Source organism: Amycolatopsis sp. NPDC049252, from assembly GCF_043197175.1.
Classification (GTDB): Bacteria; Actinomycetota; Actinomycetes; order Mycobacteriales; family Pseudonocardiaceae; genus Amycolatopsis.
The window spans coordinates 153,531-168,929 of sequence record NZ_JBICSQ010000009.1 but is presented as its reverse complement, the minus strand read 5'-3'; the positions used below and the strand labels follow the sequence as shown (position 1 = coordinate 168,929).

Annotated in this window: 15 protein-coding genes; 9 read left to right on the top strand and 6 right to left on the bottom strand. The window is 73.9% G+C overall.

The window, feature by feature from the left end:
- The first annotated feature begins 68 nt into the window (after window positions 1-68).
- A complete protein-coding gene (locus ACGFMK_RS14835; RefSeq protein WP_392762416.1) occupies window positions 69-1,028 on the top strand; it encodes a neutral zinc metallopeptidase in 960 nt (319 codons plus the stop codon).
- Here ACGFMK_RS14835 and ACGFMK_RS14830 read toward each other — a convergent pair.
- On the bottom strand, window positions 1,021-1,581 hold the full coding sequence (locus ACGFMK_RS14830; RefSeq protein ID WP_392762382.1) for a TIGR03086 family metal-binding protein: 561 nt from the start codon (window positions 1,579-1,581) through the stop codon (window positions 1,021-1,023). The two genes, ACGFMK_RS14835 and ACGFMK_RS14830, sit on opposite strands and share 8 nt — an antisense overlap.
- Window positions 1,582-1,664: 83 nt before the next feature.
- Here ACGFMK_RS14830 and ACGFMK_RS14825 point away from each other — a divergent pair, with 83 nt between their 5' ends.
- From ACGFMK_RS14825 to ACGFMK_RS14810, 4 genes are all read left to right on the top strand, one after another.
- The gene (locus ACGFMK_RS14825; protein ID WP_392762379.1) at window positions 1,665-3,077 is read left to right on the top strand and encodes a PLP-dependent aminotransferase family protein; all 1,413 of its coding nucleotides are present in this window, start codon (window positions 1,665-1,667) and stop codon (window positions 3,075-3,077) included.
- Window positions 3,074-3,520 carry a hypothetical protein gene (locus ACGFMK_RS14820; protein WP_392762377.1) on the top strand — a complete coding sequence of 149 codons (447 nt, stop codon included), beginning with the start codon at window positions 3,074-3,076 and terminating at the stop codon, window positions 3,518-3,520. The genes ACGFMK_RS14825 and ACGFMK_RS14820 overlap by 4 nt, the downstream gene beginning before the upstream one ends.
- A 102-nt stretch (window positions 3,521-3,622) precedes the next feature.
- The gene (locus ACGFMK_RS14815) at window positions 3,623-4,054 is read left to right on the top strand and encodes a CBS domain-containing protein (protein WP_392762374.1); all 432 of its coding nucleotides are present in this window, start codon (window positions 3,623-3,625) and stop codon (window positions 4,052-4,054) included.
- 42 nt (window positions 4,055-4,096) lie between these two features.
- Entirely contained in the window at window positions 4,097-4,513 is a 417-nt protein-coding gene (locus ACGFMK_RS14810; protein WP_392762371.1) for a hypothetical protein, read from the top strand.
- A gap of 4 nt (window positions 4,514-4,517) precedes the next feature.
- Here the strand turns inward: ACGFMK_RS14810 and ACGFMK_RS14805 are convergent, their stop codons facing one another.
- Window positions 4,518-6,086: a DUF4139 domain-containing protein gene (locus ACGFMK_RS14805; protein WP_392762369.1), complete on the bottom strand. Its 1,569-nt coding sequence runs from the start codon at window positions 6,084-6,086 to the stop codon at window positions 4,518-4,520.
- 84 nt (window positions 6,087-6,170) lie between these two features.
- On the opposite strand from ACGFMK_RS14805, the gene ACGFMK_RS14800 reads away from it, so the two are divergent.
- Both ACGFMK_RS14800 and ACGFMK_RS14795 read left to right on the top strand, forming a co-directional pair.
- The gene (locus tag ACGFMK_RS14800) at window positions 6,171-7,970 is read left to right on the top strand and encodes a Xaa-Pro dipeptidyl-peptidase (protein WP_392762366.1); all 1,800 of its coding nucleotides are present in this window, start codon (window positions 6,171-6,173) and stop codon (window positions 7,968-7,970) included.
- Window positions 7,970-8,617 (top strand): YdcF family protein, encoded by a 648-nt coding sequence (locus ACGFMK_RS14795; protein ID WP_392762364.1) that lies wholly within the window; start codon window positions 7,970-7,972, stop codon window positions 8,615-8,617. Before ACGFMK_RS14800 ends, ACGFMK_RS14795 begins: the two co-directional genes overlap by 1 nt.
- A 16-nt stretch (window positions 8,618-8,633) precedes the next feature.
- Here ACGFMK_RS14795 and ACGFMK_RS14790 read toward each other — a convergent pair whose 3' ends face one another.
- Together ACGFMK_RS14790 and ACGFMK_RS14785 are read right to left on the bottom strand one after the other, a co-directional pair.
- The gene (locus ACGFMK_RS14790) at window positions 8,634-10,925 is read right to left on the bottom strand and encodes an FtsX-like permease family protein (RefSeq protein ID WP_392762361.1); all 2,292 of its coding nucleotides are present in this window, start codon (window positions 10,923-10,925) and stop codon (window positions 8,634-8,636) included.
- On the bottom strand, window positions 10,922-11,602 hold the full coding sequence (locus ACGFMK_RS14785; RefSeq protein ID WP_392762358.1) for an ABC transporter ATP-binding protein: 681 nt from the start codon (window positions 11,600-11,602) through the stop codon (window positions 10,922-10,924). Before ACGFMK_RS14785 ends, ACGFMK_RS14790 begins: the two co-directional genes overlap by 4 nt.
- Before the next feature lie 155 nt (window positions 11,603-11,757).
- Between ACGFMK_RS14785 and ACGFMK_RS14780 the strand changes: the two genes are divergently transcribed.
- Together ACGFMK_RS14780 and ACGFMK_RS14775 are read left to right on the top strand one after the other, a co-directional pair.
- Complete coding sequence (locus ACGFMK_RS14780) at window positions 11,758-12,966, top strand: sensor histidine kinase (protein WP_392762355.1); 1,209 nt, start codon at window positions 11,758-11,760, stop codon at window positions 12,964-12,966.
- On the top strand, window positions 12,963-13,622 hold the full coding sequence (locus ACGFMK_RS14775) for a response regulator (protein ID WP_392762353.1): 660 nt from the start codon (window positions 12,963-12,965) through the stop codon (window positions 13,620-13,622). The genes ACGFMK_RS14780 and ACGFMK_RS14775 overlap by 4 nt, the downstream gene beginning before the upstream one ends.
- 1 nt (window position 13,623) lies before the next feature.
- Here ACGFMK_RS14775 and ACGFMK_RS14770 read toward each other — a convergent pair whose 3' ends face one another.
- Entirely contained in the window at window positions 13,624-14,265 is a 642-nt protein-coding gene (locus tag ACGFMK_RS14770) for a response regulator (RefSeq protein WP_392762350.1), read from the bottom strand.
- Window positions 14,262-15,383 carry a sensor histidine kinase gene (locus tag ACGFMK_RS14765; protein ID WP_392762347.1) on the bottom strand — a complete coding sequence of 374 codons (1,122 nt, stop codon included), beginning with the start codon at window positions 15,381-15,383 and terminating at the stop codon, window positions 14,262-14,264. The genes ACGFMK_RS14770 and ACGFMK_RS14765 overlap by 4 nt, the downstream gene beginning before the upstream one ends.
- Window positions 15,384-15,399: the final 16 nt, after the last annotated feature.

Below are 15,399 nucleotides of genomic sequence, written 5' to 3'. Positions count from 1 at the left end.
GCAACCAGGGGGAGAACGTGAACGACGCCGACGGGTCCGGATTTCCCGGGCCGCCACCACCGCCGCCGATGGCGGCCCGGCCTCCGGAACCGGCGTGGGCCCCGGACCCCAATCCCTGGGCGTCACCCGGCTGGGCGACCGCGCCGCCCGTCCCGATCGCGCCGCCGCGCAGCCGCCTGTGGGGCGCCGTCGGCGGGGTCCTGGTGATCGTGCTGGCCTTCTCGCTGATCGCCGCGACCTTCCCGCACCGACTCGACGGGCACGCCCTGGCCGCGCCGGGCGCCGACACCGGCCGCGCGTTCGGGGACACCGGGTCGACGTCGGACGCGAAGCCCGTGCCGGAGCTGGCCCGCAACCCGCTGCTCGCCGCCGGCATCACGCCCGGCCCCGCCGAGTGCGCGCTGCCGGACCTCGGCCGGGCGGCCGACCAGCTCAGGGCGTACTACCGCGCGCTGGCCGACTGCCTCGAGCAGTCGTGGCGACCGGCGCTGGAGAAGGCCGGCGAGCCGACGCTGACCGCGACCGTGTCGGTCACGCTGCCCGAGCACAGCGCGTGCGGGGCGGCGCCGACCGAGAACGAGGCCGTCGCCTACTACTGCGGCGGTGACACGACGATCTACGCGCCGACCGACTGGATGCTGTCGGACGCCGGGCTCAACAAGGCCCGCCACATCGCGACGATCGCCCACGAGTACGGCCACCACGTGCAGCGCGAGAGCGGCATCCTGTCCGCCGCCGCCGACAAGATGACCTCACCCGACGAGGACAGCCCGGCCGACAAGGAGATCGTCCGCCGGATCGAGCTGCAGGCGAACTGCTTCGGCTCGCTGTTCCTGGCCGCGGTCGCCGGCTCGGGCTCGATCAGCCGGTCGCTGGCGAACGCCGCCGTCGCCGACTACGGCCGCGCCAACGACAGCGACACCCACGGCTCGCGCGCGCACCAGCTGTCGTGGGCCAAGTCCGGGTACGACGGCAAGTCCACCAAGTCGTGCGACACGTGGAGCGCGGCGGCCGGCGAGGTCAGCTGACGCGCCGGCCGAGGCGGGCGAGGAAGCGGTCCAGTTCGCTCGCGTCCGCGGGGACGTCGACGCTGGGCGCGAACGAACCGTTCTTCTCCCGGCCTTCGTCGGGGATCAGCTCGGCCAGCCGCATCGCCGCGTGCACGGCCTCGGCGTCCGGCTCGTAGGGCAGGCCGAGCGTGCGCGCCAGGTCCCAGCCGTGCGCGACGGTGTCGACCAGGTGCATCTGCGTGGCGATCGTGCCGGGGAACGTGCCGAAGGTGTTGACGGCGATCTGCCGGTCGAGCACGGCGTCGTCCGCGACGGCGTCGAGGTAGTCGTCCACGGAAGCCCGGTACGCGGCATACGGGTCGGCACCGAGGTCGCCGCCGTGCCAGTCGGGCGCCGAGCCCTCGCGGGCCGCCGTCGCGAAGGCGTGGTTCTCGCTGACCTGGTGGCGGAGCAGGTCGGCCAGCGTCCAGCCCGCGCACGGCGTCGGGAGGGCGAGGTCGGCGGGCGTCGCCGCGGCGACGATCTTGTCGAGCAGCGGCAGGGTGCGGCGGTCGAGTTCGCGGAAGTCCATGGGACGGACGTTAGGAGCGGAAGCGGACCACGGACAGTGCCAAATCCGTCGTAACCTTCGTGGGCCAATCTAGGATCGGCCCGGTGGACGTCCACATCGACCTGACCGGCACGCGCGGCCACCGCGACGCGATCTACCGGCAGCTGCGCTCGGCGATCCTCGACGGCCGGATCCGGCCCGGTGAGGCTCTGCCGCCGACGCGCGAGCTGGCCCAGCGGCTGGCCGTCTCCCGCACGACCGTCAGCGCGGCCTACGACCGGCTCACCGCCGAGGGTTTCCTGGTGGGGCGGGTCGGCGCCGGGACGTTCGTGACCGCGTCCCCGGCGGCGCGCCCCGAGCCGTCCCACGTCTCCGGGGTGCGGCCGCTGCCGGAGTGGGACGCCGTGCCCGCCCCGCCCGCGCCGTTCGCCCCGGCGCCGGAGTTCGACTTCCGGCCCGGCGTGCCGGACCTGACGCGGTTCCCGTTCGACACCTGGCGCCGGCTGGTCACGCAGCGGCTGCGGGCCGGCCAGGCCGACCTGATGACCTACGGCGAACCGCAGGGGCACGCCGGACTGCGCGCCGAGATCGCCCGCCACGTGGGGTTGTCGCGGGACGTCCGGACGACGGCGGCGCAGGTCGTCGTCACCGCGGGCGCGCAGCAGACGACCGACCTGGTCGCGCGGGTGCTGCTGCGGCCGGGCGACCTGGCGGCCGTCGAGGATCCGGGGTACCCGCCGCCGAGGCTCGTGCTGGAGTCGCGCGGGGTGCGCGTCGCGCCGGTACCGGTGGACGGGTCCGGGATCGTCGTCGACGCCATTCCGGCCGGGACGCGGCTGGTGTACGTGACACCGTCGCACCAATACCCGCTGGGCCTGTCGATGTCGCTGGACCGCCGTCTCGAGCTGCTCGACTGGGCCGAGCGCACCGACGCCGTGCTCGTCGAGGACGACTACGACACCGAGTTCCGCTACACCGGGCGGCCGCTGGAACCGTTGCACAGCTTGGATTCCCGCGGCCGCGTGGTGTACGTCGGCTCGTTTTCGAAGGTGCTTTCGCCCGCGCTGCGGCTCGGTTTCCTCATCGCCCCGCCGGCACTCGTGCCCGCGCTGGTGAAGGCCCGGTACCTGACCGACTGGCACGCGCCGAACGTCGAGCAGGCCGCGCTGGCGGCGTTCATGGCCGAAGGCGGCTTCGCCCGGCACGTCCGCCGGATGCGCAAGGTCTACCGCGACCGGCACGAGCTGCTTTCGCGGTTGCTGGTGCGGGATTTCACCGGCGTCCTGACACCGTTGCCGTCGACCGCGGGTCTGCACCTGAGCGCGACCGCCGGCTTCGACACGGGGGCGTGGGTCCGGCGCGCGCGGCACCACGGCGTCCGGCTGTATTCGCTGGGCGACTTCGGTGCGGCCGAGCGGCGGCACGGGCTCGTGTTCGGTTACGGTGCGGTCGCGGCCGAGCGGATCGAGCCGGGACTGGCCCGGCTGCGCGCGCTCGTGGACGAAGGAGCGGGATGACCGACGACGTCATGGTGGCGATCGACGCCGGTCTGCGGCAGCACATCGGCGGGGACCGCGCCGGGGCGTACGCGACCTTCACGCAGCTGTGGGCGTCGGTCGGACCGGACGGCGACCCGCTGCACCGCGTCGCGCTCGCCCACCACATGGCCGACGTCTGCGACGACCCGGCCGAGGAGCTCGAGTGGGACCTGCGGGCGCTGGCGGCGGCGGACTCGCTGACCGACGACCGGGCGCAGGAGTACCACTCGTCGCTGGCCGTGCGCGGGTTCTACCCGTCACTGCACCTCAACCTGGGTGAGGACTACCGCAAGCTGGGTGACCTGGCGGCGGCGCGCGAGCAGCTGGACCTGGCCCGATCCCGATTGGACGCGCTCTGCGACGACGACTACGCGGCCGGCATCCGGGTCGCGTTGGACGGCTTGGCCGAACGCCTCGGCTGAATCGGTTCGAATACCACGAACACGCCCCGTTTGCCGGACTTTCGCGCGGTGCTGCCGGGCCCTAACCTGTTGTGACCCAGTTCACCGACGGGAAGGATCGCCATGCGGATTGCCGATCTGCTGCGCAAGAAGGGGACGGCCGTGGCCACGGTCACCCCGGAAACCACGGTGTCCACGCTGCTGGCCGGACTGGCAGAGAAGAACGTCGGCGCGATGGTCGTCATCGCCCCGGACGGTTCGATCGCCGGCATCGTCTCCGAACGCGACGTGGTCCGGAGGCTGAACGACCACGGCCCGGCACTGCTGGACGGCCCGGTCTCGGAGATCATGACGACCCTGGTGGCCAGCTGCGGCCCGGAGGACTCGGTGGACCAGCTGTCGGTCCTGATGACCGAGCGGCGCATCCGCCACGTCCCGGTCCTGGAAGACGGCCGCCTGGCGGGAATCATCTCCATCGGCGACGTGGTGAAGAACCGGATGGAGGAGCTGGAGAAGAGCCAGGAACAGCTGGAGGCCTACATCTCCCAGGGCTGACACCCGCGGCGTCGCGAAGTATCCGATCGCTAGGCTTCGCCCATGCAATACGGGTACTTCGCCGCCGCGGACGATGCCGAAGTCGTCCGCATCCTCGACCGCTTCGACGAGCAGGCCGAGGGAACGGGTCACTTCGAGCTGGTGGTCAAGCACGCCGACCCGCTCGAGGATCTGCTCCCCGCGGAGATGAGCCTGACCGGCCGGACCGAGGCCGAACTCGAGGCCGACCCGCGGCGCGGCAAGTTCCTCGGGGAGATCCACGACGGCGAACTGGCCGTCCTCGCCCTGTCGGACGTGTTCAAGGAGGCCTTGTCCGGGGCGTCCGACGCCGATCTGCGTGTCGCCGCGGCGGCGATCGCCGGCCCGTCCGCCGAGGACGTCGTCTCCTTCTTCAAGAGCCTTGCGGAACTGGCCCGCCGCGAGGCGAGCCACCACCTGTACTGCTGGATCTCCTTGTAGGGCTTCACTCCCGCCAGCCGGCGAGTTCCACGCCCTTCGCCACGTCCACCCGGTACGACAGCGTCACCACCTGCGTCTCGCCCGCGCCCACCGTCAGCTTCCACGTGAACTCGCCCAGCGCCGACGTCTCCACCGGTTCCGGCGACGTCTTGATGTCCCGCACCGTGATCGTGTCGTCGCGGGACACCGGTGCCTGGTCCAGCACCGTCACCTCCGCCGGACGCGGGCCGTGGTTGGCCACCGAAATGCGGTACTCCGCCTCGCGCCGCTTCTGGCCCGACAGCGTCGCCTTCGATGCCGTGCGGCGGGTCAGCTCGCGCTCCACCCGAATCCGGTCGTCCACGCCCAGGGCCAGTTCCAGCTCTTCGCCCGGCGCCCAGGGTTCCAGCTGGGTCGTGCCGACGAACTCCGTGTCGTGGAAGACCGAGGCGCGGCCCGGCCGCAGCGCGTGGTCCGACGTGTTGACGACGACCGCGCGCAGGTACGCCTCCTCCGCCAGCACCGGCGCCGTCACATAACCCAGCGAAGCCGTGAGATCCAGCTGCGCCAGCGTCGTGCGGTGGCCCTGCGCGCCCGACGGCACCTCGACCGGGCGGGTCGGCCGGTAGGTGACCGCCGTTGTGCCCTGCTCCACCTGCGCGAACTTCGGGGCCATCGCCGGCGCCGCGGACACGGATGCCGCGGCGAAGCCCCGCATCCGCGCGCCCTCCGGGATGCCGCCGCCCGAGCCGCCGTACGCCGCCGCGGGGGCCGGGGGCGGCGGGACGCGGCGGTCGAGGTACCACGGCTGCAGCTCCGGGACGACCACCGAGACCGCCGGCCGCGCGGTCGACAGCGCCAGCTCGCACTCCGGCCAGTCCTCACCCGTGTACTGGCTGACCAAACCGTACGACGTCACGGTGACGTCGGCGCCGCGGACGCGGATGTCGTAACCCGGTTCCCAGCTCGCGCCGGGGACCACATAGGACAGTTCGAGGTCCGCGGATCCCGCCGTGTCCGAGATCTCCAGCTCCACGACCACCGACGTACTGTCCTGTTCGGACTGTGCGCTGTGCTCCGCGATCCGCCGGTCGAGCGCGTCGAGGTCCTCGCGCAACCGGCTGATCCGTTCGGCGAGGGCCCGCCGGGACTTCAGGGCCTCGGCCAGCCGCGAACTCAGCGCGTCCGTCACCTCCGTGACGCGCGACGGCTCGGCGGTCCCCGCGGCCAGCGCCTTCGCGAAGCTGCCGCCACTGCGCTTCGCGAGCGACGTCAGCAGATCCACCTTCATCGCTTCGGCTGCTTCGTCGTCGACGACGCCGTCGAGCGCGGCCTGGTCCGCGCGCCGTTGCTCGACGAGGGCCCGCAGCGCGGCGTCGGCCGGCGAAGCGTGCCGCTCGGTGCGGACGTCGACGCCGGTGATCAGCGCCGGCCCGGTCCCGGTGACGCGGACCGAGCCCGGGTCGAGCGACAGCGGGAGCCCGGCGAAGGTCAGGCGCGAGCCGCCGTCCAGCGGTGCCTTGCCCCGGCGGGTGATCCGGGCCTGCTGCGGGTAGACGGTCACGGCGGCGATCGGTGCTTCGACGGTCGGCATGCCTCCGACGTTAGTCTCTTGACGCCGGATCGGGCCGGACGGAAGTGTGGTGACCCGTCCGTTTTCGCCCGGCTTGGGGGTCCCGTGAAGGTCGCAGTCCTGCTTGCCGCCGTGCTCGCGCTGCCGTTGACGGCGGTCGCCGCGGAGGCCGCCGCACCGCCCGCCCCGGTGTTCACCGGCGGTCAGGCGCAGCCGGTGTTCGACCCGGCCGACGTGCTCCGCGAGGACGTCTGGGTCACCGCGCCGGTCGACAGCGACCACGACGGCGCCGACGACCTCGTGCACGCCCAGGTCGTGCGCCCGCGCGCGACGCTGCAGGGCCTGAAGGTGCCGGTCGTGTACCAGGCCAGCCCGTACTACGCGGGCGGTAACGACGTCGCGAACCACGACGTCGACGTCGAGCTGTCCGCGCCCGGGTACGCCCGTGAAGCCGAGGGCCCGCGCGTCGCCGCACACGGCGTCGGCCCGGCCGCCCCGATCACCTGGCGCTACCAGGACTACTTCACCGCGCGCGGGTTCGCCGTGGTGTACGGCGAATCGCTCGGCAGCGGCCTTTCGACCGGCTGCCCGACCACCGGTGACGTCAACGAGACCATCGGCGCCCGCTCGGTCGTCGACTGGCTCAACGGCCGCACGTCCGCGAAGGACGCCGCCGGCGCCGCGGCGAAGGCCGACTGGAGCACCGGCAAGACCGGCATGATGGGCGTGTCCTACAACGGGACGCTCCCCAACGCCGTCGCGAGCACGGGCGTCGAAGGCCTCGAGACGATCGTGCCGATCGCCGCGATCTCCAGCTGGTACCAGTACTACCGCAACGACGGCGCGGTCGTGGCCGCCGGCGGTTACCAGGGCGAGGACGCCGACGTGCTCGCCGAGTACGTCTACACCCGCGAGGACCGGCAGATCTGCCGGCCGGTCATCGACGGGCTGACCCGCGACCAGGACCGGGTGACCGGCGACTACACGCCGTTCTGGGACGTCCGCAACTACCGCAACGACGTCGCGAAGGTGCACGCGTCCGTCCTCGCGGTGCACGGCCTCAACGACTGGAACGTCAAGACCGACCAGGTCGCTGAGTGGTACGAAGCGCTGAAGGCGCACGGCGTCGAGCACAAGATCTGGCTGCACCAGTCCGGCCACGCCGACCCGTACTCGCTGCGGCGCGACGTCTGGCTCGCGACCCTCAACAAGTGGCTGTCGCACTACCTCTACGGCGTCGACAACGGCATCCAGAACGAGCCGAAGGCGACCATCCAGCGTGAAGACCTGTCGTGGGCCGACGAAGCGGACTGGCCCGCGCCCGGCACGTCCGACGTGCGTGTCTACCCGTGGCCCGGCGGCCGGTCCACGGGCACGATCGACACGCGCACCCCGGTGCCGGGCAAGGCGACCGTCGAGACCCTCGCCGACGACGCGACCAAGACGATCGAGCAGCTCGCGGCCGCCCCTTCGTCCGGAAACCGGCTGCTGTACGCGACTTCCGCGGCGAAGCAGCCGGTGCGCCTCTCCGGGACGGCGCGGGCCGACCTCGCGCTGGCGTTCGACCGGCCCGCGGCGAACGTCTCGGCGATCCTGCTCGACCGCGCTCCCGACGGCACGTCCCACGTGATCAGCCGCGGCTGGACCGACCCGCAGAACCGCACCGACCCGGCCGTCACCGAGCCGATCACGCCGGGGCAGGGCTACCGGATCGGCGTCGAGCTGATGCCGAAGGACTACATCCTGGCCACCGGCCACCGGCTCGAGTTCCTGCTGGCCTCCAGCGACCACGACTACACGCTGCGGCCCAGGCCGGGCGCGGGCCTGGCGCTTGACCTGACGAAGACGACGGTGACGCTGGCGGTGACGGGCGGCAAGCCGGCGCTGCGAGCCGCGTTCGGCTGATGCGCGAACCCCTGCCGGAGCAGCTGCGCGCCGACGTCCGGACGCTCTGGGAGTACCACGACCTGCGGCACCCGCCGCGGCGTTCGGACGTCGGGATCGGGCTGGGCAGCCGCGATCCCGGCGTCGCGGTGCACACCGCCGAGCTGTTCCACGCCGGGCTGGTCCCGCGGATCGTCTTCACCGGCGCCAACGCGCCGACCACCGTGGACCGCTTCCCGCGCGGCGAAGCGGTCCACTACCGCGAAATCGCGCTCGGGCTCGGCGTGCCCGACGACGTGATCCTCGTTGAACCCGAAGCCCGCAACACCGGCGACAACATCGAGTTCACCCGGCGGCTGCTCGGCGAGCGCGGCCTCGCGGTCCGGTCGGTGACGCTGGTTTCGCGGCCCTATCAGCAACGCCGGGCCTACGCGACGGCGAAGCGGCGCTGGCCCGGCGTCGACGTCGTGTGCGCGTCGCGGCCGGCGTCGCTCGAGGAGCACCTGGCCGGTGACCTCGCCCGCGTGGTCGGCATGCTGGTCGGCGAAACTCAGCGGATCACGACGTACGCCGAGCGGGGTTTCGCGATCCCGCAACGGGTTCCGGCCGGCGTCGAGCGCGCGTTCGGCCGGCTCGCCGACGCCGGGTTCACCGACCGGCTGCTCTGAATCATCCAGTTCGCAGTCATTCCGTTCGCAGAGCCGTCGCCGTCCGGGTGCGGGCCGCCCAGCCCGCGGGCAGCAACGCGCCGAGAACCGCGATCACCAGCCCGCCCAGCGCGAGCAGGACCAGCTCGCCCGGCCCGTACACGGTGAACGCCGACGGCGGCAGCGTCACCCCGGCGGCCCGGCCCATCGCGGGCAGGATCGCCGTGTGCAGGGCCGTGCCCGCCGGCACCCCGGCGATGCCGCCCGCGAGCCCGGCCACCCCGACCGACGCCAGCACCATGGTCAGCGTCTGCCGGGGCGTCATCCCGAGCGCCTTGAAGATGCCGAGGTCGCGGACGCGTTCGCGGGTGTCGAGCACCACGCCGTTGAGCACGCCCAGGCCCGCGACGGCGACCAGCAGCAGCGAGAGCAACGCGGTCAGCGCGCTCAGCACGGTGATCTGGCCACCGCCCCCGGCGGGCGGCGCGGCCGCCGCGGTGACCCCCAGCCCGCGCAACGCCGGGTTCACCGCGGCGACGTAGGCGGCCAGGTCCGTGCCGGGCCGCAACGAGACGTAGAAGGTGTCCGGCCGCAGCTTCGGCAGCGCCGTGTAGACGGTCATGCCGTCGTGCCGGGTGTCGAAGACCTCGCCGACGAGCCGGACCGTGACCGCTTCACCCTCGACGTACAGCGTGACCGCGTCGCCGATGTGCGTGCCGGTCGCGGTGAGGAACGCGGTCGGCACCACGGCCTCACCGGGCGCGGAAAGCCAGCGTCCCGCGGTCAGCTCGTAACCGCCCCACGACGCGTCGCCGGTGAACGACGTGACCGGCGCGGAGCCGGTCACCCCGGCGACGGTCGCCACCGAGTGGGCGACGCCGTAGGACGCGCGGGTGCCGGGCTGGGCGGCGATCGCCGCGGCCACCGCCGCCGGGTCCGTGATGGGCTGGCCTTCCGGTGGCCCCGCCTCCGGCCCAGGGAGCGGCGCGCCGACACTCACGTCGGTGATGTCGTGGTCGCGCGCGGTCTGGACGGCCAGCAGCGACGACGACAGGCCGATGGCGAACGTGACGGCGGTGGCGCCGAAGCCGATCGCCGCGAACATCGCCAGCGCGCGGGCCGGCCGGGAGAACGGCCGCGCGAGACCCAGGCCGACCGGCCGCGGCAGCGCCGAGCGCGAGGTCAGCCGCGCCGCCCACCGGCCCCGCCCGGCCGGCGGGGCGTGCCCGGCGGCGAGCGCGTCGACGGTCCGCAGCCGGCCCGCGCGCCCCGCGCTCGCCCACGCCGTCAGCGCGACCACGGTGAACGCCCCCGCGACGACCACGGCGTCGACCCACAGCGGCACGGCCAGGCCGGCCACTTCGTAGGCCTCCTGCGTTTCGTGCAGCACCGGGACGGCCAGCGCGTTGCCCGCGGCCACCCCCGCCGCGATGCCCACGCCCGCCGGGATCAGCGCCTGGCTGAGGTAGGCCCGCACGACCTGACCCGGGGTGAACCCGAGCGCCTTGAGCACGCCGATCCGGCGGGTGCCCGCCCCGACCGCGCCGGCCACGACGTTGCCGACCACCAGCACCGACATGACCAGGCCGAGTACGCCGAAGGCGGTCAGGAACGGCACGAACAGCGCCGTGGCGCGCACGGCCACCTGCCGGACCGTGAGCCACGACTGCGCCCCGCGCACCGCGCCCGGGGGCGCCGTCGCCGCCACGGCCGCGCGGTCCGCGTCGACCTGCCCGGCCGTCGCCGCGGCGGAAAACCGGTACAGCATCTGGAAGGGCGCGGCCGGCAGCAGATCCGGCGACACCCAGGCGTCGGCGGTGCGGCTGATCGACCGGGCCAGCCCGACCACGGTCAGCGTCGGCGCGCCCGGCAGCTCCGGGAACCGCACCGAGTTGCCCGGCGGCACCGCGATCTCGCCGTCGGCCGACAACACGATCTCGCCGCGCCCGGTCGTCCAGCGGCCCTGGGTGAGCGTGACGTCGTCGACCGCGCCGCCGGGCTCGCTCCGTCCGGCGACGGTCATCGGCGCCAAGGACCGGCCGTCGAACTCCGGGGTGAGCGACGCGGTGGGGAAGGGACCGGCCGCCGCGGTGACGCCGGGCGCCGTCGCGGTCCGGGCGGCCGCGTCCCGCGTCCCGTCGAACTGGACGGTCAGGTGCGCGCCGCGCTGCGCGGTGAACGCGTCGTCGAAGGGCGCCTGCGACGCGACCAGCAGCGCCCCGCCGAGCACGGCCGAGGTCACCGCCATCGCCGTGGCCAGCCCGATCGCTGCGGACTGCACCCGGCGGCGCCCGGCCCCCGAGCGCACGACGCGGCCCAGTGCACTCATCGGACGGCGTCCGCGGTGACCCGGCCGTCGACCAGGCTGACCGTGCGGTTCGTGCCGGAGCGGGCCAGCGCCAGGTCGTGGGTCACCACCACGATCGTCTGGCCGTCGGCGTTGAGCTCGCGCAGCAGCCCGGCGACGTCCTCGCCGGACGCGGTGTCCAGCGCGCCGGTCGGCTCGTCGGCCAGCAGCAGCGCCGGCCGGTTCACCAGGGCCCGGGCCACGGCGACGCGCTGGCGTTCGCCGCCGGACAGCCGCCCGGGGTAGGTGCGGGCGTGGCGGGCGATGCCGAGGACGTCGAGCAGCTCCGCGGCCCGGGCGCGGGCCGCCGGGCGGGCCATCCCGGCCAGCTGCGCGGGCAGCACGACGTTGTCGGCGACACTCAGGTCGTCCAGCAGGTTGAAGAACTGGAACACCATCCCGATCTTCGCCCGCCGGTAGCGTGCGGAAGCCGCTTCGCCGAGCCGGTCGACGCGCACGCCGTCGACCGTGACGGTGCCCGCGTCCGGCCGGTCCAGCCCGGCGATCAGGTTGAGCAGCGTCGACTTCCCGCTGCCGGACGGGCCGACGATCGCCACCGCTTCACCGCGCCACACGGTCAGCGTCGCGTCGTCCAGTGCCGGCGGGCCGTCGTCGTACCGGCGGCTCGCCGCGGCCACCTCGATCAGCGGCGTCGTCATGGGTTCTCCTCGTTCAGCGGACCGGACGAGGGGAAAGCTAGGAGCGCGGCGGGCCCGGGCGCGTCGGTCCGCGGGCGCATTCCCCGCGGGCGTCATCCTTCCGATGTAGTCGCGAGGCTGACGCGGTGGTGGCCCGGTTCGGTGAGAATGGACCGGTGACCGCCGACCGCCTGTTCGCGTGGGCCGGGCCGCTCGCCCGGCCGAGCGGCCCGCTGCCGAGCCCGTCCCGGCCCGGGTGGGCGTTCGACATCGCGCTGGCGTTCCTTATGACCACGATCGGGCTGAACTACCTCGGCGCGCTCGACAACCGGATCCCGCTCGACGAGCACCCGGCGCGGATGCTCGGCCTGGTCGCGCTGTCGCTCGTGTCGGGCGGGGCGCTGGTCTTCCGCCGCCGGTACCCGCTGGCCGCCTTCTGGGTCGCGCTCGCGGCGCTCGTGCTGACGCCCGACCTGGCCTCACGGCTGACGTTCTACCCGTTCGTGATCGCCGCCTACAGCGCGGCGGCGTTCAGCCCGTACCGGGCCCCGACGCTGGTCAGCCTGGTGCTGGGCGTGTTCGAGACCGGGGAGCTGCGCTACGACGTCTGGCCGATCGTGCCGTCCCACTACGTCACCCTGCTCATCGTCGTCCCGATGCTCGTCGCCACCCTCGGGCTGCGCGCGTGGCGCGTCCGGGCCGACGCCGAGCGCGAGCGGGTGGCCGAAGTGGAGCGGCGGCAGGCCGACCGGCTGCGCGGCGCCGTCGAAGACGAACGCGCCCGCATCGCGCGCGAGCTGCACGACGTCGTGACGCACAACGTGAGCGTCATGGTCATCCAGGCCGGGGCGGCGCGGAAGATCATGGACCTCGACCCGGACCAGGCGCGGGAGGCGCTGCTCGCGGTCGAGGACAGCGGCCGGCTGGCGATGACCGAGCTGCGGCAGGCGATGGGCCTGCTGACGACGGACGCCGACGGGCCGGATCTGACCCCGCAGCCGGGCCTGGACGGCCTCCCGGCGCTGGTCGGCCGGGTGCGGGCCGCGGGTGCCGACGTCGAGCTGACGGTGACCGGGCCGGAGCGGCCGGTGCCGTCGGGGATCGGGCTCGCCGCCTACCGCGTCGTCCAGGAAGGCCTCACCAACGCCGTGAAGCACGCGGCGGGCGCGGCCGCGCGCGTCGTCGTCGAATACGGCCCCGACCGGCTCCGCGTCGAGGTCACCGACACCGGGGGAGCGGCCGCTCCCGCCGCCGCGACCGGCCACGGCCGCGGGCTACCGGGCCTGCGCGAGCGCCTCGCGCTCTACGGCGGCACGCTGCGGACGGGCCGGCGCCCGACCGGCGGCTTCCGCGTCGAGGCCCTGATCCCCTGGGAGGCCGGGTGACCCGGGTACTCGTCGCCGACGACCAGGCCCTGGTCCGCACCGGGTTCCGGATGATCCTCGCGGCCGACGGCATCACCGTCGTCGGCGAGGCGACCAACGGCGCCGAAGCCGTCGCCGAGGTCCGCCGCACCCGCCCCGACGTCGTCCTGATGGACATCCGGATGCCGGAGATGGACGGCCTGGCCGCGACCCGCCGCATCCTCACCGGCGCCCCCGGCGAGCCGCGCGTCCTCATCCTGACGACGTTCGACCTCGACCGGTACGTCTACGCGGCCCTGGCCGCCGGGGCCAGCGGGTTCCTGCTCAAGGACGTCACCCCGGAACACCTGGTCGCGGCGGTCCGCACGGTCCGCGCCGGGGACGCCCTGCTGGCGCCGGTGATCACCCGCCGCCTGGTCGAGCGGTACGCGCTGCGCGACCCCGGCGCCGAACGCCTGCACCGGGACCTGTCCGCGCTGACCCCGCGCGAGCTGGAGGTGCTGCGCCTGCTCGCGGCGGGCCTGAGCAACGCGGAGCGGGCGGCGCGCCTCCACCTCGCGGAGGCGACGGTGAAGACCCACGTCGCACGCATCCTCGCGAAGCTCGACCTGCGCGACCGCGTGCAGGCGGTGGTGCTGGCCTACGAAACTGGCCTCGTGAAGCCGGGGGCGAACTAGCTCAGTCCGCGATGCCCGCGCGGTAGGCGAACGCGACGGCCTGGGCGCGGTCCCGCAGCCCGGCCTTCGTGAACAGGTGGTTCACGTGGGTCTTCACCGTCGCCTCGCTCACCACGAGCTTCCGGGCGATCTCGGTGTTCGACAGGCCCGCCGCGATCAGCCGCAGCACCTCGATCTCGCGGGCGGTCAGGCCTTCGATCTCCTTCACCCGCGCGGGCGTGCTGCGCGTGGCCGCTTCGACCAGCCGGCGCTGCAGCTCGCCGTCCACTGTGGACTGTCCGTCGGCGGCCGAGCGCAGGGCGCGGGCGATCGCCTCGGCGTCGGCGTCCTTGGTGAGGAAACCGCGGGCCCCGGCGCGCAACGCGGCCAGCAGCGACTCGTCGTCGGCGTAGGTGGTGAGCACGACGACCTCGGTGCCCGGGTGCTCGGCCCGGACCCGTTCGGTGGTCTCGACGCCGTCGCAGCGCGGCATCCGCAGATCCACCAGCAGCACGTCCGGTTCGTGCCGGGCGACCAGGTCGAGCGCGGCCCGCCCGGCGGCGGCCGCGCCGACCACCTCGACGCCCGGCAGCAGCCCGAGCAGCGTCACCAGGCCTTCCCGCACCACCGCCTGGTCGTCGGCGAGCACCACGCGCAAGCTCACGCCGGCACCGTCAGGTGAATCCGCCATCCGTCCTCCCCCGGCCCGCTCTCGAACCGCCCGTCGAGCAGCGCGACCCGTTCACTCATCCCGCGCAAACCGTAACCTGCCGCCGGGGCGTCCGGCGGCCGCCTGCCCTGCCGGTCGGCCACGGTCAGCGCCACCTCGTCGCCGGTGTAGTCCAGGCGCACGTCGACGTCCGCCTTCGCCGCGTGCTTGCGTGTGTTGGCCAGCGCCTCCTGCACCGCGCGGACGAGCGCGGTGCCGACCGCCGGGTCCAGGTCGCGCGGTTCACCGTCGATACGCAGGTCCGCGCGGGCCCCGCTGTCGAGCCGGTACGCGGTGAGCAGGTCCGCGATCGTCCGCTCCACCGGAACGGCGTCCTCGCGCAGCGCGGCGACCGCCTTCCGGGCCTCGGCGAGGCCTTCGGACGCCAGTTTCTGGGCGCGTTCGATCTGCGCGACGGCGTCCGGGCTCGCCCCGTCGCGCACCAGCATCAGCCGCGCGCCCTGCAGGTTCAGCGAGAGCCCGGCCAGCGAGTGCGCGAGGACGTCGTGCAGCTCGCGGGCGATGCGGGCGCGTTCGGCGAGCGCGGCGGCGCGCGCGTGCTCCTCGGTCGCTGTCTGCGCGCGGGCCAGCGCCAGCTCGGTCTGCTCCATCTTGGCGAGCCGGGTCCGCCGGTTCAGCCCGAGCAGGATGATCACGGCCACGATCGTGTAGGTGGGCAGGGCGCCGCGCCAGGCGTCGCGCACCGCGGCCCAGACCGTGATCGCGCCGAGGTCGAGCAGGATGGCCACCACGATGGGGACGACCGGCTGCCGGAGCACGATGAAGAACGTGGTGCTGAACATCGTGACCGAGGCGAAGCTGTTCGGCATGGTCGCCCACAGCGCGCCGGACGCCGCGACCACGCTGACCATCAGGGCCGCGGGCAGGGTGGGGCGGCCGTCGGCGTAGAGCCAGAGCAGGGGGATCGACAGCGCCAGGGTGATCCCGATGAGGATCCACGAGAGCGGGTCCGCCCGCGGCATCGTGGCGAACATCGGCACCACGATGAACCCCCACCGCAGCCAGTCCTGGGTCTGCGGGATCCGGTGGAACCGGGCCCATCGGGTGGTCATCGCCGTCGGTCCTCCG